The sequence below is a fragment of the Dyella sp. 2HG41-7 genome (assembly GCF_021390675.1).
In the GTDB taxonomy this organism is placed as follows: Bacteria; Pseudomonadota; Gammaproteobacteria; order Xanthomonadales; family Rhodanobacteraceae; genus Dyella_B.
Genome location: NZ_JAJEJV010000004.1, coordinates 2,788,146 through 2,810,209, shown reverse-complemented (window position 1 = coordinate 2,810,209; position 22,064 = coordinate 2,788,146). Strand labels below are relative to the sequence as shown.

The following is a 22,064-nucleotide window of genomic DNA, read 5'->3' as shown; positions in this document are numbered from 1 at the left end:
GAACGACGCCATCGAAGTATTTCACGATGCGCATTGGGCATTCGCTGCGGGAGAAGACAGGGTGTTACCGTGCGCCAAAAACGAAAAAACCAACGCCTGTCGGGCATTGGCTTGGTGATTTGGTGCCCGGAGCCGGAATCGAACCGGCACAACCTTGCGGTCGAGAGATTTTAAGTCTCTTGCGTCTACCTGTTTCGCCATCCGGGCTGGATGTAGCTGCCGAATGACCGGCTGCAGGCGCGGGATCGTAACATGCGCCTTAGCGGTAGCGGAGCGGAGTGTCCGCTTTTGTCGAATCGATATCAGGCCACAGCGCTTTCGATCGGCATCCCGGGACGCGCATATTGCGCGAGACGGATGGTGGAACTTGGACCCGGCATTTCCACGCACGTGCTCCGGCCCGAGCGGTTGTGCTCATCGCGGGCGGCTTCGCGCGCCAGTTGAATCGCAGGGCCAAGCCTAAGCTGGCTAAACAACGTCGCCGTATCTCGGCGGATGCTCCAGTCTCCATCCAGAGACTGCCTGAGCGAGTAAATCACCATCGGTACGCTCCATTCGGTTAGGACAGGGCTAGCCTTGCTGGGGTGATCGACGTACGTAACTTGCGACTTCTATTAGGTCAATGATGACATCAAAATTAATACTCGTATGTAGGCAATTTCCTACGGAGCATGTCGGTATTGGAGCAATATGGAAATTCCTTTTCAAACGAGGGTTTACGGACTTGCAATGCGTCAGCGACCCGCCTACTTTGCGGAAGCACAGTTCCTAACCAGGGAGGGCGCTCGATGATCGATGTTGTACTCGTGGATGACCACGAGCTTGTCAGAACCGGCTTCAGAATGATCCTGTCGCAGCCGGACATTCGCATCTGCGGCGAAGCGGGCACGGCCGAGGAGGGACTGCGTCTGATTCGGGCTACCAAACCGCATATCGCGCTGGTAGACGTACATATGCCGGGCATGAGCGGCATCGAGCTCACCGAGCGCGTCGCACGGTCGAACGTGCCGACCCACGTTATTGTGGTGACGGTGGTGGACGATGCGCGCTTTCCGAAACGCTTGCTGGATGCCGGCGCGCACGGTTATCTGACCAAAAGCTGCGCGGCCGAGGAATTGCTCAACGCCGTGCGCCAGGTGGCGGCCGGACGACGCTATCTGGCTCCGGCCGTTGCGCAGCAACTGGCGTTGGCTACGCTCGATGGAGAGGGGTCGCCGTTCGATCAGCTGTCCAGCCGCGAGCTGGAAGTGGCGATGATGCTGGTGCGCGGCAAGGCCCTCACCGCGATTGGCGAGCAGCTCAATCTGAGTCCCAAGACGGTGTCCACCTACAAGCAACGTCTGATGGAAAAGCTGCAGGTGGATCACGTCATCAGCCTTGCGCACCTTATGACGGTGCATGGCTTGCTGGATACGCACAACAATCAGGTCGGGAACTGAAGAGAATTTCCCCATCGCATAAAGCAAAAAAGGCCGGATGAAAAATCCGGCCTTTTTTGTAGTGGTCCGCCTACTTGTTAGGACAGTCGACCGTCGTGCTGCTGGCCGATATGCCGATTTTCTTCGTCAGCGGAGGGCTCGTCGGTTTGACCGTGTACGTCCTGATGCGTAGGCGCAGCGGCGACGGGATGTTGCGAGGGTGTCGACAGCAAGTCGCCTTGCTCTGGCTGATGGAAAATGGGCGTCGGCGTGACGGCGACCGGCTCTTCGGACGTGACGACCGCAGCCGGCTCGACGAAAACGGGTTCCGCCGCGTGCTTGGCTTCGGCCGTGGCGACAGACTCCACCGGAGCAGTCACGTTGGCTTCGTTGGCCGCCGGCGCGGCCTCGTGCGGCACCGTGACGGTGACGACTTCGACCGAAGGCGCAGGCGTCTCGGCAGGCGCATGCGTTGCGGAGACATCGTCATGCGACTCAGTGCTTTCGACTGCCGCTTCGTGCACCGGAATCGGCGGCAGCACCGGCAGATTAAACGACGACGGTACTGGCGCGGACGCAACGATCAGCGGTGCCGAAGTCTCCGTTTCCTGCGCATCGGTATTGCGAATTTCCGGTTCGAGAGACACATGGGTAGGCGCCGTTTCGGCGGCTACATAATGCGTCGACACCGGTTCGCGATGTTCGATCGGCAACGCGGTTGCCGCGGGTTCGCTGGTGAGCATCGCCACGCTTGCAGGCGGTGCGGCATGAGCGGTCGGCTCGAATGCTTTCTCCGGTGCGGCGGTTTCCGATTCGAACGAATCGTCGCGATCTTCATCGTCCAGATCGACGTCATTGTTTTGCTCGTTCTGCACGCCACCGGCGACGGCGCCTTCATGCCGGCGACGGCGACGACCGCCGCGACGACCGCGGCGGCGACGCGATTGACCGCCGGCTTCTGCCGCAGCTGCATCGGCAGCGACGTCGATGCCTTCGTGGGTCACGATCGCTGCGGGCGCTGCGGCTTCCGTTACGGGCTTGAGCGCTTCCGGAGCGGCGACCGGCTTGGCGGCGGCGGGAGGCTGATTCGCCTGTTGCGGCGGCTGCTGCGGCTGCGGACGTTCGCGTTCGGCCTGCGGTTGGCGCTGCTGCTGGCGTTCTTGCTGCGGCTGTTTACCGCCAGCGTTTTGCTGTTGCTTGTTGCGCTGCTCGTTGGCGGCGGCGTCGTTGGCTTGCGCCGGTTTCGGTTGACGCTGCTGTTCTTGCTTGTTGCCTTGCTGCGGCTGACGCGCCTGCGACTGCTGTTCGTTGCGCTGGCGCTGCTGCTGGTTTTGATTTTTGGCTTGCTGCTGCTGCGCGTTGCCGCGACCGTCGCGCTGCTGGTTCTGGCGCTGCTGCTGGCCGTCGCCGCGCGTGCGGTCGTTGCGACGATTGTCTTGCGGCTTGTTACGCGAGGTTTCCGGACGCGACGCAACCGGCGCGGGAGCCGGTGCAGGCGCCGTGACGCCGTTGCCGCGGAACCAGCCAAGCAAGCGCGAAAGAACGCCGCCTTGCGAAGGGGCGCTCGCCGCAGGCGCTGCCGTCGTCGGCTGGCGCTTCACGATGGGCGCGGGCGCCGCCGGTTCGTCTTCGCGCAGCGGGGCTGGGCTGGACGGCACGATGCCAGTGACGGCGGGCTGTTCGCTGCTGCCCAACATCTGGCCCATCTTGCGCACGGCGGTGGTTTCTTCCGCGGTGATGCGCTCGTAACTGGGCTTGCTGTGGTCGCCCATATCCGCTTCGCGGATGCGCTGGATTTCGATATGCGGCGTTTCGAGTTTGTCGTCCGCCACGATCACCACATGCACCTTGTTGCGCAGTTCGATCTCGACCACGCTGGCGCGTTTTTCGTTGAGCATGAAGTTGGCGACGCTGGCCGGCGCCTGCACCAGCACCTGGCCGGTGTTGTCCTTCATGGCGTGTTCTTCGATCAGGCGCAGGGTCGACAGCGACAGCGACTCCACGCTGCGGATGTGGCCGTGGCCTTCGCAACGCGGGCACACAATCTGCGTGGCTTCACCCAGCGACGGGCGCAGGCGCTGGCGCGACATCTCAAGCAGGCCGAAGCGCGAAATGCGACCAATCTGGATGCGCGCGCGGTCGAGCTTGGCGGCGTCCTTCAGGCGTTCTTCGACTTCCCGCTGGTGCTTGGGGCTGTCCATATCGATGAAGTCGATAACGATCAGGCCGCCGGCGTCGCGGATGCGCAGCTGGCGGGCGATCTCTGCCGCTGCTTCCAGGTTGGTGTTGAACGCCGTCTCCTCGATGTCGCCGCCCTTGGTGGCTTTGGAGGAGTTGATGTCGATGGCGGTCAGCGCTTCGGTCTGGTCGATCACGATCGAACCGCCCGACGGCAGGCGCACGGTGCGGTCGAACGCGCTCTCGATCTGCGTTTCAATCTGGTAGCGCGAGAACAGCGGCGTGTCGTCTTTGTAGAGCTTGAGCTTGCGCAGGGCGTTGGGCATCACCTGCTGCATGAAATCGCGCGCGTCGTTGTAGAGCGACTCTTCGTCGATCAGGATCTCGCCGATGTCGGTACGCAGGTAATCGCGCAGGGCGCGGATGAACAGCTTCGATTCCTGATAGATCAGGAACGGCGCCTTCTGCGCCTGGGCAGCGCCGGAGATGGCCTTCCACAGCTGAAGCAGGTAATCGAGGTCCCACTGCAGCTCTTCCGCGTCGCGCCCCATGCCGGCGGTGCGTACGATCAAGCCCATCTCGTCGGGGACAGTGAGGTGTTCCAGAGCTTCCTTGAGAGCCTGACGGTCTTCGCCTTCGATGCGACGCGAAACGCCACCCGCCTTCGGGTTGTTCGGCATCAGCACCATGTAGCGGCCGGCCAAGCTGATGAAGGTGGTGAGCGCGGCGCCTTTGTTGCCGCGTTCTTCCTTCTCCACCTGCACGACCACTTCGATGCCTTCCTTCAGAAGGTCACGAATGTTGGATTTATAAGGGTCCAGACCCGCCGTGAAGTACTCGCGGGAGATCTCTTTCAGCGGGAGGAAGCCGTGGCGTTCTGCACCGTAATCGACGAAGCAGGCTTCTAGCGACGGCTCGACGCGAGTGATGCGGCCTTTATAGATGTTGGCTTTTTTCTGCTCGCGAGACGGTATTTCAATATCGAGATCGTAAAGGGTTTGGCCATCCACGATAGCCACACGCAACTCTTCACGCTGAGTCGCGTTGATCAACATTCTTTTCATTGTGATTCCTCGGCTTGGCCGCGCGTCGCGCGCCGCGGTGGCGCCTGGTGTGGCGGCCTGTCCGGGGATCGCGCCGCTGCGGTAAAGCGGCAAATAAACGGTAACGTTCCCGATACCGGGGTGATTCTTGGCACGCATGCCGCTGTGTCTGGCTAACTGAGACCGGACAAGCGGCTACCCGAACCGTTACGATTAATAGGTGTTTGCAACCGGCTGCCAGAGTGGGCGGCCGGCGCAAACCTCGCCGGCGTAACAGGCGGGCGCCAAGTCCTCAACGTATGTCGGTGGACCCGGCTAAGCGCTGTGCGAGTATCCTCTCAACCCAGGTTTTTTTCAATGCAGACGGCAACTTCCCCCAACGTACCTCAAGGGGTGCGTCAACTCGAGATCGGTCCTGAGCGGGACGGTCAGCGCATCGACAATGCCCTGATGACCCTGCTCAAGGGGGTGCCCAAGAGCATGATTTACAGGCTGTTGCGCACCGGCCAGGTACGCGTGAACGGGAAGCGCGCCAAGCCCGATACCCGTCTCAGCCAGGGCGATATGCTGCGCATTCCGCCGGTCCGGGTGGCTGAACGACCGGCCGAGCAGGGCGCCTCCGAAGGGGCGATCTCGCAGGTCGCCGAGGCCGTGATCTTTGAGGACAAGCACTTTCTGGTCATCGACAAACCCTCGGGCGTGGCCAGTCACGGTGGCAGCGGGGTCAGTTTCGGGGCGATCGAGTTGCTCCGGCAGGCCCGTCCCAACGAGCACCTGGAACTGGTTCACCGCCTGGACCGCGACACGAGCGGCGTGCTGGTGTTCGCCCGCACCCGTGCGGGGCTGACAGGTCTGCAGGCGGCGATCCGCGCCAATGAGGTCACCAAGCAATACTTGTGTCTGATGGTCGGCCACCCGCCCAAGGCGCGGTTCGACGTCAACGCGCCGCTCAAGAAGTCCATCCTGCAGGGCGGCGAGCGGATGGTGCGCGTGTCGGATGATGGCAAGCCCTCGCTGACGTTCTTCCGCGAAATGGAGCAGTACTCCGGCATGCGGCTGATGCAGGCCACGCTAGGTACTGGACGCACGCATCAGATCCGCGTGCATGCCGCGCATATCGGTCATCCGTTGGCGGGAGACACGAAATACGGCGATCGTGACGTCAACAAGCGCTTACGCGAGCGCGGTCTGCACCGGTTGTTTCTGCATGCGTCCCACATGTCGTTCGAGCTTGATGGACGCAGTTACAGTTTTTCGGCGCCGTTGCCTGACGATTTGAAGACGTTTCTCAACGATCTGGGCACTAGTAGAAAAAGCGCGCGCTGACTTCTAGCGAGCGCACCAGTCCGCCCGACAGTCCCGATTCCACCAGCAACGCACACGTCGCATGCGCCAACGCGACAGGCAACACGCTGCGCGAACGCAGAAAACACCAGGCCCACCACAGCTCGCCGACGAAGCAGAGCTGCATCAATACGCCGTTCGGGGTGTGCAAGAGGGCGAAGGTCAGGGCCACCGGCATGATGGCCCACGCCGGCCGGACTAGGATCTGTTCGAAGCGACGCAGCAACATCGTCAGCATCAACCACTGCTGCAGCCACGCCCACGCCAGGTAAGCCAGCACGTGGATCAGCAACAGCGGGCGCAGGGAGTGGCCGTAAAGGATGATCAACATCACTGTGACCGGCACGGTGGCAAGCGGCCATAACCATTCGCGACTGGAATCGGGCAGGCGCCACAGACGGGGCAAGTGATGGCGCTCGATCGCTACGGCGAAGGCGAGCCCGGCGCCGAAGGCCGTGATGCCCAATGGCGTAGCGCGCAGTCCCCAATGCAGATCGGCGATCAGCCATAGGGGACCCGCCAGACAGCCAGCCAGTTCTAGCCAGGGGCGAAGGCGGCTTTTTACGGGGCGAGCGACGAGCCAAATCAGCGCAAGCACATATAAAACGCAAACCAGCCACGCGATGGGCGCGCGAACGGGCTCTGCCGGGCGAGCTTCAGGCATGGCGCCAGAAGGTACGATCAGCGCTGCTGGCCAATGCACGCGCAATCGGTCGCGCAACACCAACATCGCTTCGGCATCCGCGCCTTTCGGCAGCCGGAACAACGGCATGGGCCACGCTAGTGCGCGATCGGTGATGCGTTCGACATCTTGCTCAGTCGCATCGGCGGGAATGTCGACGATGACGTCCTGCAGACGCGGCATAGGCTCGGTTGTCAGCAAACCTGCGGACGAAAGAAACAAGGTCGCATGCGCGGGAAGTTGAACGCGCAACCGCAGCATCTGCGCGATACCGGGCGTGGCGCAGTCGCCTTGTTCAGCGCTTTTCCACGCGAGGCCGCGCAAATCGACGCGCAACGTGTGCACATCTGGCAACAACGTGCCTGCGATGGGCGCGACGCACGCGGGTGTCTGGCTGCCTTGCCATATCAATCCGAGCGATCCGGGCGCGCTGCTGCGCAATTGCAGTTGGAGCGTCGACCAATGCCTCAGATCCAGCGACCACGCAATCGGCAAACCCACTTCGAAGGGTGTGCCGTCGTTGCTGGTGATTCGCAGTGCATCGTCGTCGCTCGTGACGGTTGCGTTTCCGAACGCGCGACTGGCGACCAGATCGTGCGGTTTGCGCAAATCCCATCGCCACAACGGCTGATGGGTTTCAACGCTGGCCAACTGTTGTTGCGCTTGATCGAGCAGGCGATGGCCTGTGATACACGCCGCCAAGCGGCTTAAACCCAGGCAGGCGATCGCGGCGACCAGCACGTAGCCGACAATCGCTCCTGCTTGTCGCGTGCGACGAGCTTCGCTCAATGTTCTAGCAGAGCGTTAACGCGCGCGGCGCAAATGAAATCGTTCAGCGACAAACCGCCCACGTCGTGCGTCGACCAGCGCAGCTTGCAATGACCGTAGCCGGCCTCGATATCGGGATGGTGATCTTCATGGTTCGCCATGAAACCCACCGCATTGATAAAGCCGAGCGTGTGATGAAAGTTCTCGAAGCGGAAATCCTTCAAGAGGGCATCGCCCTCCGCGCTGACCTTCCAGCCGGGCACGAGCGGTAGCAGCGCGGCAACGGCCGCTTCGTCCAAAGCATGCTCCTTGCCCTTGCGGGGTTGGCAATGCTGGGTGGATAGCGGAAGAGCAGTCATGGCGATCTCCATCGTCGGGCGCTAAAGCGCTGAAACTGTACGCGAAAAAAACGGATTCGAACATTCATGACAAAACAGGACTAAAATGGTGCGGTATAGGGCCCGATGCACCAGGGCATAGACGGTTAGTGTTTCCGGAGCAGGCATGATCGAGATTTCCGAACGCGCGCAGCAGCATTTCCTGCGTCTTCTCTCGCAGCAAGGTATCGACGGGCTGGGCATCCGCCTGCGCGTCACCTCGCCCGGTACGCCGGCGGCGGATTGCGAGCTGGAGTTCTGCGAACCGCAAGAGCTCACCGGAAACGAGTGGACGGTGGAGTGCAAAGGCTTCGATTTCCATATCGAAGGCGACAGCGCATCGTGGTTGGAAGGCGCCAACATCGACTACGAACCCAGCCAGACGGGCGGCCAACTGAACATTCGCGCGCCCAAGATCAAGGGTGAATTGCCGGGCGCGGAAGCGGGCTTGGTCGAACGCGTGCGTTATGTGCTCGAAGCCGAAGTGAATCCGCGCATCGCCGCGCACGGCGGACGCGTGAGCTTGTTGGAAATCGACGCCAACGGCGTGGTGTTGCTGCAATTCGGCGGCGGTTGCCACGGTTGCGGCATGGTCGATGTGACGCTCAAGAACGGTGTTGAAAAAACGTTGCGCGAGCGCGTGCCGGAAATCACCGAAGTACGCGATGCGACCGATCACAAAGGCGGCGAGAATCCGTACTACCGCAAGAAGGAAGGGCAATCCGCGATGGGTTGATGCCCGCTTTGCGAGTGCTCAAAAAGAAAACGCCCGCATCCTGGATGCGGGCGTTTTTCGTTATGCGTCAGCGGACGGCGCGTTCAATCGCCCTGAACATGTCCCTTCAACGTATCGAGCTTGGTCGGCAACGTCGAATAGTACGCGGCGATATCTTCGATATCTTGATCGGAAAGCGTTGCAGCGAACCCTTTCATGATCGGATTGGTGCGGCGACCGTCTTTGTATTCGTGCAGCGCCTGTTGGATGTATTCGTTGTACTGACCGGCGAGGCGAGGGTATTGCGGGTCGACGGCGTTGCCGTCGGCGCCATGGCAAGCAAAGCAAGTGGCGGCCTTGGACTTGCCGTTGTCGCCGTTACCGGCGGCCAGCAGCGGCGCCGAAGCCAGCGCAAGAGCCATACCGAACGAGAGCAGCGTGAGCGTGCGTTTCATGCAGATGGAATCCTTGGCCGATTACTTCGAAGCGATGCTGGAGAGGTACGCGGCGATGTCTTCGATCTCTTGATCGGAGAGGCTCTGCGCCTGCGCCACCATGGTCGGATGCGTGCGATCGCCGGACTTGTACCCATGCAACGCGCTGATGATGTATTGCGCGTTCTGTCCGGCGATTTTCGGAACCGGATACTGAGGGTACGCGTTATTGGTGCCGGGAACGCCATGGCAGCCATTGCAGGTGTAGACCAGCGTTCGGCCATTGGCTTTGTCGCCCGTGGCTTGGGCGGCGGTGGAACACAACAGAACAGCGGTAGCTGCAGCCAGGCCAAACAATTGCAATCGAGTCATCAAGAGGATCCCCACGGTTCCAGCGGATGCATGCAACGTATTTGGCCGAGTATAGACGTTGCCCCGGAGTCGTCACAATGGGACGGCCGGACGCAGCAGGGGGAGTGACAAAACGCCGCGCCGTGCGTCGGTGTCAGAGCAGACTCTTGAGAATGTGGAAGCCGGCTGCGTACTCGCCGATGATCGTGCCCACGCTGACCAGGAAGAAATTGAGCAGCGTGCGCGCGACGCGGTTGGTCCACCAGCCGCTCCAATGCACGATGTCGTCGCGCAGGCTTTCGAAATCCGCCACGCGCGGGCGCCGCGCCCACACCTCGACCATCGCGCTGATGCCGCCGGCAGGAATGCCGGGTCGGAACGGCTTGATCGGCGCGGCGATAAATGCCGCAAGAATGCTCAACGGATGCGCACGCGCCGCCAACGCGCCGAGTGCGGCGAAGCCGCCCGTGAACAATACCCAATCACGCAACGCCTGCGCGCCAAGCGCCGCATTGCGATGAAAGGCGTAGCCGATCGCCGCGAATATCAAGAGCACCAAGCCGACCGCAATCCATTTGGGCCATTGCGATTTGGGCGGCGTTTGCGCCAGCTCGGCGACGGTGTTGCTCGGATCGGCTTGCTGGATGCGCAAGTGTTCGCACAAACCTTTCAAATGTCCGGCGCCGATCACCACCAGCACCTTGCACGGATTGGCCGTGACAGAACGTCCGGCTTCTTCGCGCAAACGCGCCGCCATATACGCATCGCGCTCGGCGATCAGGCTGCGATAAAGCGGCGCGGATTCGGTGGCGAATTCGCTGAAGGCGCTTTCCAGCAAATCGCCTTGTTTGAGCTTTTCAATTTCTTTTTCGTCGATCGTCTCGCGTTCGAACACGCTGGCGAGCAGACCGCCGAGCAAGCCGAAGCGTTGCCAAAAGCCCACGCTGTGCCACGCGCGTTTGAGCGTGGTGCCGACTTCGCGATCGATCAGCCACAGCGGCACGTTGCGCGCTTCAGCGCCATCCATCGCCGCTTTCATTTCGGCGCCGGGTTGCACGCCGTATTGATCGGCCAGGCGCTTTTGAAATGTGGAAAGCACCAGGCTCGCCGCCACCATGCCGGCCTTGCCTTGCCGGATGACCTGAAACAAATCCATCTGCTTGAACGCTTCCGGATCGCGCATGCCCTGCGCGCGGCTGTCGCAGAGCTCTACCGCGATGGCGTCGAAGGATTCCGTCGCAAGCAACGCTTGCACCGCTTCCACGCTGGTGCGCGACACGTGCGCAGTGCCCAGCACGATGTATTCGACGCCGTCGCGCTGCACACGCTCGATCGGCTGGCCCTTGAGGTCAGACGCGGAAAGAAGAGTGGAATCGGTTGCGCTCATGTCATCGATGGGTAGCGGTAGGAATCCAGCATGAGGATGCCGGCGGCACGTGGCAAGCCAGCATAGGCCAACTTGCGAACCAAGACTCGATCAATCGCGAAAACGGCGCAGCAAGTCGCTGTACGCGTCGATGCGGCGATCGCGCAGAAACGGCCAGATGCGGCGCACGTGTTCGCTGCGCGCCATATCGACGTCGACGATCAGTAACTCGCGCTTGTCGTTGCCTGCCTGCGCAAGAAATTCACCTTGCGGACCGGCCACGAAACTGTTGCCCCAGAACTGAATGCCTGCGCCGACGCCGGCGGGGTCCGCTTCGTAACCGGTGCGATTGCACGCGAGCAAGGGCAAACCGTTCGCGACCGCGTGACCGCGTTGCACGGTAATCCATGCTTCGCGCTGGCGATCTTTTTCCGCCTGTTCGTCGTTGGGATCCCATCCGATGGCCGTGGGATAGAGCAACAGTTCCGCACCGGCCAAGGCCATCAGGCGCGCGGCTTCGGGATACCACTGATCCCAGCACACCAGTACGCCGAGACGGCCGACGGACGTCTCGATCGGCTCAAAGCCCAGATCGCCCGGCGTGAAATAAAACTTTTCGTAGAAGGCCGGATCGTCCGGAATATGCATCTTGCGATACTTGCCGGCGATCGCGGCGGAGCGATCGAACACGACGGCCGTATTGTGGTACAGCCCGGCCGCCCGCTTTTCGAACAGCGAGGCCACGACAACCAGCTTCAATTCTTCTGCCAACTTGCCGATGCGCGCGGTGCTGTGACCCGGAATGCTCTCGGCCGTATCGAACTCGTTTACCGATTCGTGCTGGCAAAAATACGGGCCGTTGTGCAGCTCCTGCAACAACACGAGTTCAACCCCGGCCGCCGCGGCTTCGCGCAGGCCGGCTTCAATGGCGTCGAGATTGGCGTCGCGGCTGCCGCGGTGAGTTTCCTGCAGCAGCGCGACCTTGAGCGTCTTACGGGTCATGCTGGAGTCCTGTCCGCCGTGATGGCGAGGTGGGCTCCATAGTGTAGCCGTAGCCCGGCCGGGATCGGTGACGGTTGCGTGGCAAGCCTCGGTTTAGCCCAGCAAACCTGCCGGCAACTGCATGGTGATGCAATGCAGGCTGCCGTTCTGCCAGATCAACGGGCGGCAAGGAACCTGCACGACGGTACGCCCCGGATGCGCCTCGCCAATGATGCGCGCCGCCTCGTCATCGGCGTCGTCGCCATAAGCGGGTACCAACACGGCGCCATTGACGATCAAATAATTCGCATACGACGCGGCCAGACGACGTCCTTCGTCGAGGATCGGCTCGGCCCACGGCAACGGATACAACGTGTAGGGCGTGCCGTCCGGCGTGCGCAACGTAGCGAGTTCGCGGCCCATGCGCTGCAATTCGGTGTGATGTACATCGCTGGCGTCGTCGCACGCCTGATAAACGATACGTTCGCCCGGCGCAAAGCGCGCAAGCGTATCGATATGCGCGTCGGTATCGTCGCCTTCCAAATAACCGTAATCGAGCCACAACACGCGCTTGGCCTGAAGGCCGTCGCGCAAGATCGCACTCATCTCATCGCGCGATTGGTCTGGATGACGCTGCGTGAGGCATTTCCACGTGGTGAGAACGGTGCCGCGACCGTCGCTTTCGATGCCGCCGCCTTCCAGCGCCCAATCGATGCGCTTGTGTGCGGCCGAACCGAAAACGCCGGCCTCCACCAAGCCCGCAATCAACGCATCGTCCTGTTCCGCGCCGAATTTGCCGCCCCAGCCGGTGAAGCGAAAATCGGTGAGTTGGAAGCGATCGCCGTCGCCGCGCAGCGTGATGGGCCCGGAATCGCGCAGCCACGTGTCGTCGTAGGGCAGTTCTACAAAACGGATGCGCGTGAGGTCCGCATTCGCCGTTTTCAGTTTCGCAACCACATGTGCATGCAGCGTCGCATCGGCGACTACGATGATCAGCGGCTGAAAACGCGTCACGGCCGCCGCGAGCGCCACGTAGGTGGACTCGACGGCGTCGAGCCGATCGGCCCAATCGGTGCCGGCGTGCGGCCAGGCAATCAGGACGGCGGCCTGCGGCTCCCATTCGGCCGGCAGGCGCAAGCTGGATTCGGTCATGGGGATGACACTCGCGCTAAACAGGGGGATGCCCGGAACGAGCCGGGCGGGTCAGTGCGCAAGTTTACAGGCAGAGGCGGAAGACGAGTAGCGAGACGCGATGTCAGACAAAGGCGCGCGCGGACGCGCGCCCACTTCGTTTTATCGATCAGTTCACCGAGCCCGGATTGCGGTTGTTGCCCGCCGGCGTGTTCAACACCGAATGGATCACGTGGTTGTTTTCGAAATACACGATGAAATCGCTGTATTCCCAGCGATTGATCGTCGGGTGCTTGGCCGAATCGCCGCCGCGCGGCGAGAGCTTGCGCACCGGGGCGCCGTAACGCTTTTCCACTTGCGCCATGCTCATGCCGCGCGTGGGCAAGTTCATGCCCTTTTCTTCCTGCACGCGCTGAGACAGCGATTGTTGAGCGTGGGCGGTCTGCGACGACGCCAGTGCGGCGCCGAGAGCGACGGCTGCCAGCAAGGGCAGGGTGTGACGGTGCTTGAACATGATTCCCCTCTCCGCACGAAGCGTTGCCGCGTCGTTTTAACAGAACTGTTCCTGGCACGCCATGAGCAAACACGGCAGATGTGATGGAAGGCCGCTCTCGTCCGTGCGGCCTCGGTCGGCCTGCCCAGCATGAATCAAAGCGCCCCGGACCGTTATCATGTGCGGCTACGGGCGCTTTCTGCCCGGGTTTTAAGTGGAATCCCCATGATCGCGTTTCGCCATTTCGCCCTGCGCCGAGGCAGCCGGCTGCTGCTTTCCGATATCGACCTGGTTATCCAGAGCGGTTGGCGGCTAGGCGTGGTGGGGCGCAACGGTTGCGGCAAGTCCAGTCTGTTTGCGGCGTTGCAGGGGCACCTCGAATCCGATTCGGGCGAGCTGGATATGCCGTCCAAGCTGCGTCTCGCCTCCGTCGCGCAGGAAACGCCGGCCTTGCCCGACCCCGCCATCGAATACGTGATGGGCGGCGACGTGGAGCTGGCCACCGCATTGCGCGACGAACTGGATGCCCAGGCGCGCGGCGACACCGAAGCGATGGCGCGCGCGCATCACCGCATCGAAGAACTGCACGGTTACGACGCGCGTGCGCGCGCTGGCCGCTTGTTGCACGGTCTGGGTTTCAGCCCGGATACGCACGAGCGCGCCGTGTGCGAATTTTCGGGCGGTTGGCGCGTGCGTCTGAACCTTGCGCGTGCGCTGATGGCGCCGTCGGAATTGTTGTTGCTCGACGAGCCCACCAACCATCTCGATCTCGACGCCGTGTTGTGGCTCGAAGAATGGCTGCGCCGTTATCAAGGCACTTTGCTGGTGATTTCGCACGACCGCGAATTTCTCGATGGCGTGATCACCCACACCCTGCATCTCAACGAAGGCAGGGCGAAGCTTTACGCCGGCAACTACAGCGCGTTCGAGCGGCAGCGCTCCGAACAATTGCGCTTGCAGCAAATCGCGCACGAGCGCGAGCAGGTGGAACGCGCGCATCTGCAATCGTTTATCGACCGCTTCAAAGCCAAGGCCAGCAAAGCCAAGCAAGCGCAATCGCGCATGAAGCGTTTGGAAAAAATGGCCGGCACTGAAGCCGTGCGCGCGGAGCGGCCGTTCCGCTTTCAATTCGCCGTGCCGGATCGATTGCCCGATTCGATGCTGCAGCTGGAAGAGATCGAAGCCGGATACCCGGGCGAAAACGGCCAGCCGCCCGCGAGCATTCTGCGTGATGTCCGCTTTCGACTGGAGGCTGGCGAGCGCGTCGGTCTGCTTGGTCCAAACGGCGCTGGTAAATCCACCTTGGTGAAAACGCTGGTGAGCGAACTTGCGCCATTGAACGGCGAACGCAAAGCGCACAAGGATCTGAAAATCGGCTACTTCGCGCAGCACACCGTGGAAAGTCTGCGCGAAGGCGCCAGCCCGTTCGATCACCTGCAGGATAAAGCGCCGGGTGTCGGTGCGCAGGTGTTGCGCGATTTTCTCGGTAACTGGAATTTTGCCGGTGACCGTGCGTTCGAATCCGTCGACGGTTTTTCCGGTGGCGAGCGCGCTCGTCTCGCGCTGGCGTTGATTGCCTGGGACAAACCAAACCTCTTGCTGCTCGACGAGCCGACCAACCATCTCGATCTCGATATGCGCGAAGCTTTGGCCGACGCGCTGGCGGATTTTGACGGCGCACTCGTGCTCGTATCGCACGATCGCCACTTGCTCGGCATGGTTTGCGACAGTTTCTGGCGTGTCGCGGATGGCAAGGTCGAGTCGTTCGATGGCGACTTGGACGACTACGCACGCTGGTTGCGCGCGCGCGGCAGCGCGCCGAAAAAAGCAGAAGCGGAAGCCAAGCCCGTCGAATCCGCCGCGGATCGCCGCCGTGCGGCGGCTGCACAGCGCGAGACCGAGAAAGCCTCGCGTCAGCGCGTCAAGAAAATCGAAACGCGTGTTGCGGCCATCGACGACGAACTCGGCAAACTGGAGCAGAAACTCGCCGATCCCGATACCTACAACGGTTCGACCGCCGAATTGATGAAGCTCGGCCAGCGACAGGCGGAGCTGCGCAAGGAAAAGGAAACGCTCGAGGCCGAATGGCTCGAGTTGTACGAACTGCTTGAAGCGTGAGCCGCCGATGGACCTCGCATCGCACGTCGTGGAATGTTGGCTGCCGGATCTGCAACGCTTTGGTTCTGACCACCCCATTCGCACGCTAATACGGCGCGGCGATCGGTTGACGGATGGCGCCAAGGGTTATCTCGGTGGCTTGTCTTCCAACTTCTCATGCGACGGCGCTCTACCCGTGGCGGCGCTAACGCGTCAACATCTGGTGGGCGACGCCGGCGATGCCTGTTGGCTTAGCGCCGATCCCGCCTGGGTGCAACCGGATATGAGCGGCGCGCGATTGATGGCGTGCGGCCAATTGCTCTTGAACATGCACGATGCGAGGGCACTCGCCGATGCGCTGAAGCCCATATTCGACGACGCCGGCATGACGCTTTGCGTTTCCTCTCCCGATCGCTGGCATCTGCGGCTTCCGGCGGACATCGCCTTGCCCGACTTCGATGCGCCTGAGCAGGCGCTTGGCGAAGACCTCTACGAACATTTGCCGCAAGGCGAGCACGCGCGCACCTGGCGCATGCTTTTCAATGAAGTGCAGGTCTTATTGCACCAACATCCGATCAATACGGAACGACGCGAGCGCGGCCTGCCGCCCGTCAACTGCTTGTGGTTCTGGGGCGGCGGCGTGCTGCCGCCGCGTGTCGCGACGGCGTTGAAAGGCGTTATCGCCGACGATGTGCCGCTGCTTGCCGTGGCGCAACGCGCCAACATCCGAACGCGAGCGCGGGACGCGTCGTCGATCATGACGGCGAACGCTGGTTGGCTGATCGACTTGCAAGACGAGTCGCCGGACAACATCGCCACTACGTGGTGGCCTTCATTGCAGGCGCTGTCTCGACGCCAGTCGTTGATCTTGGCGTTTGCCAGCGGCGAGCGATGGCTTTGCAAACCATGGCATCGCTTGCGCGTCTGGCGGCGGTCCGCCTCGTGATTCGTCAAATATTGAAGCGACGTCCGCTCGCCGGTGAACCGACGGGTTGGGGCGATGCGGTACATCCGCTTTTGCAACGCATCTACGCTGCGCGCGGTGTCTTGGGGCCGGAGCAAGCCGAACATCGCTTGAATCGTCTGCTGTCACCGCAGCAATTGAGCGGCATGCAGCAAGCAGTGTCCTTATTGGTCGAAGCGATTCGCAACGATATGTCCGTCGTCATTGCCGGCGACTACGACTGCGACGGCGCGACGGGTACGGCTGTCGCCGTGCGCGGGTTGCGCCTGCTCGGCGCGCGTCGTGTGGATTACGTGGTGCCGAATCGTTTTGTGCATGGCTACGGACTGACGCCGGAATTGGTTGCTTCGCTGCCATCGCATGCGCAAATCGTGGTGACGGTCGATAACGGCGTCGCCAGCGTGGCAGGCGTGGCGGCGGCGCGGGCGCGCGGCATGCGCGTTATCGTCACCGATCATCATCTGCCCGGCGATCGCTTGCCGGATGCGGACGCCATGGTCAATCCCAACATGCATGGCGACGATTTCCCAAGCAAAGCGCTCGCCGGTGTGGGAGTGATGTTCTACGTGCTGCTTGCCTTGCGTGCGCATCTGCGCGAGCAAGGTTGGTTCAACGGAAAACCCGAACCGGATCTGTCTGCCGTGCTCGATCTGGTCGCGCTTGGAACCGTGGCCGATCTGGTGCCGCTCGATTTCAACAATCGCGTACTCGTCGAAGCGGGCATGAAACGCTTGCGCAGCGGACGTGGCTGTGCCGGCATCATGGCCTTGATCGAAGCCAGTCAACGCAATGCTGTCGCGTTATGCACGAGCGATCTCGGATACGCCATCGGCCCCCGTTTGAACGCCGCGGGTCGACTGGAAGATATGCGTCTTGGCGTGGAGTGTTTGCTGACGGATGACGCTGCCCAGGCGCGGCGTTATGCCGAATTGCTTAGCTCGATCAACCAGGAGCGACGCGATCTTCAAGCGTCGATGGTTGCGGAAGCGGAACTAATGGTCGCGAGCGCCGCGCAAGTCGATGCGCAAACGGTCGGCGTCACATTGTTCGAGCCAAGTTGGCATGCCGGCGTCGTCGGGCTGGTGGCGTCCAAATTGAAGGAGCGTCTGCATCGGCCTGTGATCGCCTTCGCGCCGGCCGGAGAAGACGATCCCGACCATCTGCGCGGCTCGGCGCGGTCCATCGCCGGTTTTCATATTCGCGATGCGCTGGCGGCAGTGGATGCGAAATTTCCGGGATTGATTGAACGCTTCGGCGGACATGCCATGGCGGCGGGTCTGAGTCTGCCCACCGATCACTACCCCCGTTTTGCGGAAGCCTTCGACACCGTGGCGCGCGAATGGCTGAGCGAAGAACAGCTGCAGTCGGTGCTCTATACCGACGGCGAAATGGCCGCCGGCATGTTCACCTTGGATATGGCGCGCATGTTGCGATTCGCCGGTCCGTGGGGGCAGGCGTTTCCGGAACCGGTATTCGAAAACCGCTTCGAATGTTTCAGCTGGCGCCCGATGGGCGAGCGACATCTCCGGCTCAGTTTGCGCGATCCACGCGACGATGCGGTGTACGACGCAGTCATGTTCAACGCCTACGACGGACAGCCGCCGCCGTCCATCTTGCGCGCCGCGTTCGAACTGACCATCAACGATTGGCAGGGCAGGGAATCGCCGCGGTTGCTGCTGCGTTATATAGAGCCCGTGTAATCGCGAATCGTCTATTCACGTTTGCTTACTTGCTTCGCGACAAAAATGGCGCTTGGATAGAGACCCGCCTCTTCGTTTAGGGATGCTCTGACCCATTCTACGTAGGCGGCATGATGTCCAGAGGGCTCGCAGAGTGTGTTGCGTGGCGCAGGTCAGACTGGCCGTCTGTTCAAGCCACGCGGCGCACTCTGCGAGCCCTCTGGACATCACCCTCCGGGCCGGCTTGTCCGTTTGCATGCCTTCGGCCCATCGTCTCGACAGACAGCCAGTCTGCCTTCACCGATAGTCCTGTGGCCTGCAAACGGACAAGCAGGTGACGCCTGCGTAGAATGGGTCAGAGCATCCCTAGGAGCGTCGCCATGATCGAGCAACTTCCGACTTTGCCCGCCGGTGTCCTTGGTTTTCGCATGCGCGACCTGGTGACCGCGCAGGACTATGAGAGTGTGATGGTGCCGGACATCGAGGCAGCGTTTGCCTTGAATCCCAAACTGCGCCTCGTGGTGCATGTCGGCGACGACTTCGTGGGCTTCGCGCCTGGGGCGATGTGGGACGACGTCAAACTCGGTTTCCGCCATATCAGCGGCTGGGAACGCACCGCACTGGTCACTGACGTGGGCTGGATTCGCGTGATGTCGAGCATGTTCGGCTTTGCGATGCCCACTCAGTTCAAATTGTTTACCAATGCCGAGTTCGAAGAGGCCGTGCGTTGGGTTGCGTCGCCCTGAGTTCAGGGCGCCCGTATTCCGCTGTTTTGGCGTTATGACCAGATGGCCTTACTGAGCGGCGGAATTGTGCGAATTTCGGCTTGCGCGCCGCGTTGCCTTGTGATGTAGTCGAGCCATGAACGCTTTCGCCGCCAGCTATCTTGCAACCAACGCCGCTTTTGCGGCCGGTGTTGCTGCGGCGCTGAATAACAACGCGAATAACAATACCTGCAATCGCAGGCGGGTCCGCGTGTAGGCGAAAGAAACAACCATACACACGCAAAAGGGCCCGCCAAGTGCGGGCCCTTTTGTTTTTCAACGTTTCACCACCGAGCGAGCAAAAGGAAAATCTGTCATGTGCGCCATCTTTGGAATGTTCGATCTGCAGCCGGGCGACGATTTCGCCGCGTTACGACTGCTGGCCCTGGAGCTGTCGCAGCGTCAGCGTCATCGCGGGCCGGACTGGAGCGGCGTGTTCGTCGACGCGGGCGCCATCCTGGTGCATGAACGCCTCGCCATCGTGGACCCGGCCAGCGGCGCGCAGCCGTTGCGCTCCCGCGATGGTCATCTCGCGTTGGCGGTGAACGGGGAGATCTACAACCATCGCGAGCTGCGCGCGCACAGCAGCTACGATTTCACGACCGGTTCGGATTGCGAAGTGATCAACGCGCTTTATCGCGAACACGGCACGGATTTTCTTACCAAGCTCAACGGCATTTTTGCGTTCGCGCTGTGGGACGGCGACGCCAAGCGCTATGTGATTGCGCGCGACCCGATCGGCGTTTGCCCGCTGTATTGGGGACACGATGAGCATGGTCGATTGTGCGTAGCGTCGGAAATGAAAGCGTTGGTGGGCGTCTGCGCGGATGTGGCGCCGTTTCCGCCGGGGCATGTTTACGACAGCGAAACCGGGCAATTGCAGAGTTACTACAAGCGTCCGTGGCGCGACTACGCGGCGACCAAAGGTCATCAGCCGCAAGCATTGCGCCAGGCATTCGAACAAGCGGTACATCGTCAGTTGATGACGGATGTGCCGTATGGCGTGTTGTTGTCCGGCGGTTTGGATTCCTCCTTGGTGGCGGCTTGCGCGGCGCGCTTCGCACGCGAGCGCGTGGAAGACGACGACCGCAGCGAAGCGTGGTGGCCGCGTTTGCACTCCTTCGCTATCGGCTTGGAAGGTTCGCCCGATCTCGCCGCCGCGAAAGTGGTGGCCGATGCGCTCGGCACGGTGCATCACGGTTTCGTCTATACGTTTGCGGAAGGTTTGGACGCGCTGCCGGAAGTGATTCGCCATATCGAAACGTATGACGTAACTACGATTCGCGCATCCACGCCGATGTATCTGCTGGCCCGTCGCATCAAGGCGATGGGCGTAAAGATGGTGCTGTCGGGTGAAGGTTCGGATGAAATCTTCGGCGGTTATCTCTATTTCCACAAAGCGCCGTCGCCCGAAGCGTTCCACGAAGAAACCGTGCGCAAGCTCGACGCCTTGCACAGCTACGATTGCCTGCGCGCGAACAAATCCATGATGGCCTGGGGCGTGGAAGCACGCGTGCCGTTCCTCGATCTGGAATTTATGGAAACGGCCATGAGCATGGACGCCGCACACAAGATGGCGGGCAATGGCCGTATCGAAAAAGCCGTGCTGCGCGAAGCGTTTGTGGGCGCGTTGCCGGAATCGATTCTGTGGCGACAAAAAGAACAGTTCAGCGACGGTGTCGGTTACGGCTGGATCGATGGCCTGAAGGCGCACGCCGAGCAAGCCATCAGCGACCGCGAATTCGCCGCTGCCGCGTCCCGCTATCCGTTCAACACGCCGGCCACGAAAGAGGCGTATTTGTATCGCCGGATTTTCGAGAAACATTTTCCGGGCGAAGCCTGCGCGGCGACCGTGCCCGGTGGCAAGTCGATTGCGTGCTCGTCCCCGGCGGCGTTGGCGTGGGACCCTGCGTTTGCGGCAATGGCCGATCCGTCCGGCCGCGCGGTGCGTGGCGTGCATGAGCATGCGCTCCAGGCTGCGCCGTGACGCTGTTTACGCTTTTTGTCTGAATTGAGCCCCGCCGGAGCCCGCTGGCCGCAAAGCCGGCGGGTAGGCGCGTTCGTACCCGGTTTGCTACGATAACCGTTTACCTCGCGCCGTCTCGGCGACGACCTATCAGGCTCATTCGAACATGATCGAAACCAATCCGATCCTTGCGCAGATCGCGGACCTTACGGCCCGCATCGAATCGCTTAGGGGGTATCTTTGACTACGACGCCAAACGCGAGCGTCTGGAAGAAGTAAGCCGCGAACTGGAAAGCCCCACCGTGTGGGACGATCCGCCGCGCGCGCAAGAACTGGGCCGCGAACGCGCCCGCCTCGACACCATCGTTAGCGGTATCGACCGCATCACGGCGGGTTTGACGGATGCCGGCGAGCTGCTGGACATGGCGGCCGAAGATGGCGACGACGCCACCGTGCAATCGGTGCAAACCGATGTGGCCAAACTCGACGCCGACGTGAGCAAGCTGGAATTCCAGCGCATGTTCTCCGGCAAGATGGATCCGGCCAACGCCTTCGTCGACATACAGGCCGGCGCCGGCGGCACCGAAGCGCAGGACTGGGCGGAAATTCTTCTGCGCATGTACTTGCGCTGGTGCGAATCGCGCGGTTGGAAAGCCGAATTGATGGAAGTGAGCGCGGGCGATGTGGCCGGCATCAAATCCGCCACGTTCCGCGTGGAAGGCGATTACGCCTACGGCTGGCTGAAAACCGAAATCGGCGTGCATCGTCTCGTACGCAAAAGTCCGTTCGATTCCGACAATCGCCGACACACCAGCTTTACCTCTGTATTCGTGTCGCCGGAAGTGGACGACGATATCGATATCGAAATCAATCCGGCGGATCTGAAAACCGACGTGTACCGTTCGTCCGGCGCCGGCGGCCAGCACGTCAACAAAACCGAATCGGCCGTGCGTATCACGCACGTTCCGTCCGGCGTGGTCGTGGCGTGCCAGACCGAACGCAGCCAGCACGCCAACCGCGACCGCGCCATGAAAATGCTGGCCGCCAAGTTGTACGAGCTGGAAATGCAAAAGCGCAATGCGGAAAAGGATGCGTTGGAAGCGACCAAATCCGACATTGGCTGGGGCAGCCAGATCCGCAACTATGTGCTGGACCAGAGCCGCATCAAAGACCTGCGCACCGGCATCGAACGCACGGATACGCAGAAGGTGCTGGACGGCGATCTGGACGAATTCGTGGAAGCCAGTTTGAAAGCGGGCCTGGATGCCGGCGCCAAGCGTCTTGATGCGTAATGATGTGGATGTACCCGACGA

The 22,064-nt window shown here is 61.7% G+C and carries 18 protein-coding genes and 1 tRNA gene; 9 read left to right on the top strand and 10 right to left on the bottom strand.

Translation table 11 applies throughout. The annotated features are described in order from the left end of the window. Positions 1-120: 120 nt before the first annotated feature. A tRNA-Leu gene (locus tag L0U79_RS13905) sits at positions 121-207 on the bottom strand. Positions 208-788: 581 nt separating this feature from the next. Between L0U79_RS13905 and L0U79_RS13900 the strand changes: the two genes are divergently transcribed. Next, the gene (locus tag L0U79_RS13900; RefSeq protein WP_233842864.1) at positions 789-1,439 is read left to right on the top strand and encodes a response regulator; all 651 of its coding nucleotides are present in this window, start codon (positions 789-791) and stop codon (positions 1,437-1,439) included. A 77-nt stretch (positions 1,440-1,516) separates the two neighbouring features. Here L0U79_RS13900 and rne read toward each other — a convergent pair whose 3' ends face one another. Continuing rightward, a complete protein-coding gene (gene rne, locus L0U79_RS13895) occupies positions 1,517-4,660 on the bottom strand; it encodes a ribonuclease E (RefSeq protein ID WP_233842863.1) in 3,144 nt (1,047 codons plus the stop codon). Between the two features lie 336 nt (positions 4,661-4,996). On the opposite strand from rne, the gene L0U79_RS13890 reads away from it, so the two are divergent. Beyond that, entirely contained in the window at positions 4,997-5,965 is a 969-nt protein-coding gene (locus L0U79_RS13890) for an RluA family pseudouridine synthase (protein WP_255682803.1), read from the top strand. On the opposite strand, the gene L0U79_RS13885 is transcribed toward L0U79_RS13890, so the two are convergent. Continuing rightward, complete coding sequence (locus L0U79_RS13885; protein WP_233842862.1) at positions 5,943-7,454, bottom strand: CPBP family intramembrane glutamic endopeptidase; 1,512 nt, start codon at positions 7,452-7,454, stop codon at positions 5,943-5,945. The two genes, L0U79_RS13890 and L0U79_RS13885, sit on opposite strands and share 23 nt — an antisense overlap. Further along, complete coding sequence (locus L0U79_RS13880; RefSeq protein WP_233842861.1) at positions 7,451-7,792, bottom strand: 4a-hydroxytetrahydrobiopterin dehydratase; 342 nt, start codon at positions 7,790-7,792, stop codon at positions 7,451-7,453. Before L0U79_RS13880 ends, L0U79_RS13885 begins: the two co-directional genes overlap by 4 nt. 145 nt (positions 7,793-7,937) lie before the next feature. On the opposite strand from L0U79_RS13880, the gene L0U79_RS13875 reads away from it, so the two are divergent. Further along, positions 7,938-8,546 carry an NfuA family Fe-S biogenesis protein gene (locus L0U79_RS13875; protein WP_233842860.1) on the top strand — a complete coding sequence of 203 codons (609 nt, stop codon included), beginning with the start codon at positions 7,938-7,940 and terminating at the stop codon, positions 8,544-8,546. Positions 8,547-8,629: 83 nt separating this feature from the next. Here L0U79_RS13875 and L0U79_RS13870 read toward each other — a convergent pair whose 3' ends face one another. The 6 genes from L0U79_RS13870 to L0U79_RS13845 all read right to left on the bottom strand — a co-directional run bounded on the left by L0U79_RS13870 (position 8,630) and on the right by L0U79_RS13845 (position 13,302). Then, positions 8,630-8,980: a cytochrome c gene (locus L0U79_RS13870; RefSeq protein WP_233842859.1), complete on the bottom strand. Its 351-nt coding sequence runs from the start codon at positions 8,978-8,980 to the stop codon at positions 8,630-8,632. A 21-nt stretch (positions 8,981-9,001) separates the two neighbouring features. Then, complete coding sequence (locus tag L0U79_RS13865) at positions 9,002-9,331, bottom strand: cytochrome c (protein ID WP_233842858.1); 330 nt, start codon at positions 9,329-9,331, stop codon at positions 9,002-9,004. 133 nt (positions 9,332-9,464) lie between these two features. Then, positions 9,465-10,697, bottom strand: a complete 1,233-nt coding sequence (locus tag L0U79_RS13860; protein ID WP_233842857.1) for a TraB/GumN family protein — start codon at positions 10,695-10,697, stop codon at positions 9,465-9,467. Positions 10,698-10,787: 90 nt separating this feature from the next. Then, on the bottom strand, positions 10,788-11,678 hold the full coding sequence (locus L0U79_RS13855; protein WP_233842856.1) for a carbon-nitrogen hydrolase: 891 nt from the start codon (positions 11,676-11,678) through the stop codon (positions 10,788-10,790). 93 nt (positions 11,679-11,771) lie between these two features. Then, positions 11,772-12,809, bottom strand: coding sequence for an agmatine deiminase family protein (locus L0U79_RS13850; RefSeq protein WP_233842855.1), 1,038 nt, complete (start codon positions 12,807-12,809; stop codon positions 11,772-11,774). Positions 12,810-12,957: 148 nt separating this feature from the next. Continuing rightward, the gene (locus L0U79_RS13845; protein WP_233842854.1) at positions 12,958-13,302 is read right to left on the bottom strand and encodes a hypothetical protein; all 345 of its coding nucleotides are present in this window, start codon (positions 13,300-13,302) and stop codon (positions 12,958-12,960) included. A gap of 204 nt (positions 13,303-13,506) precedes the next feature. Here L0U79_RS13845 and L0U79_RS13840 point away from each other — a divergent pair, with 204 nt between their 5' ends. The 6 genes from L0U79_RS13840 (at position 13,507) to prfB (ending at position 22,043) form a co-directional block, all read left to right on the top strand. Continuing rightward, complete coding sequence (locus tag L0U79_RS13840) at positions 13,507-15,399, top strand: ATP-binding cassette domain-containing protein (RefSeq protein ID WP_233842853.1); 1,893 nt, start codon at positions 13,507-13,509, stop codon at positions 15,397-15,399. Positions 15,400-15,406: 7 nt separating this feature from the next. Then, complete coding sequence (locus L0U79_RS13835) at positions 15,407-16,324, top strand: phosphoglycerate mutase (protein ID WP_233842852.1); 918 nt, start codon at positions 15,407-15,409, stop codon at positions 16,322-16,324. Continuing rightward, positions 16,285-18,042: a single-stranded-DNA-specific exonuclease RecJ gene (recJ, locus tag L0U79_RS13830; protein WP_233842851.1), complete on the top strand. Its 1,758-nt coding sequence runs from the start codon at positions 16,285-16,287 to the stop codon at positions 18,040-18,042. The genes L0U79_RS13835 and recJ overlap by 40 nt, the downstream gene beginning before the upstream one ends. Positions 18,043-18,401: 359 nt before the next feature. Next, complete coding sequence (locus L0U79_RS13825) at positions 18,402-18,767, top strand: STAS/SEC14 domain-containing protein (RefSeq protein ID WP_233842850.1); 366 nt, start codon at positions 18,402-18,404, stop codon at positions 18,765-18,767. 334 nt (positions 18,768-19,101) lie between these two features. Then, positions 19,102-20,772 (top strand): asparagine synthase B, encoded by a 1,671-nt coding sequence (gene asnB / locus L0U79_RS13820; RefSeq protein ID WP_233842849.1) that lies wholly within the window; start codon positions 19,102-19,104, stop codon positions 20,770-20,772. 145 nt (positions 20,773-20,917) lie between these two features. After that, positions 20,918-22,043 (top strand): peptide chain release factor 2 gene (gene prfB, locus L0U79_RS13815; protein WP_233842848.1). Its coding sequence is split into 2 segments (ribosomal slippage): positions 20,918-20,992 and positions 20,994-22,043, totalling 1,125 coding nucleotides; the frame shifts between segments, so codons are not numbered across the junction. Positions 22,044-22,064 lie beyond the last annotated feature (21 nt).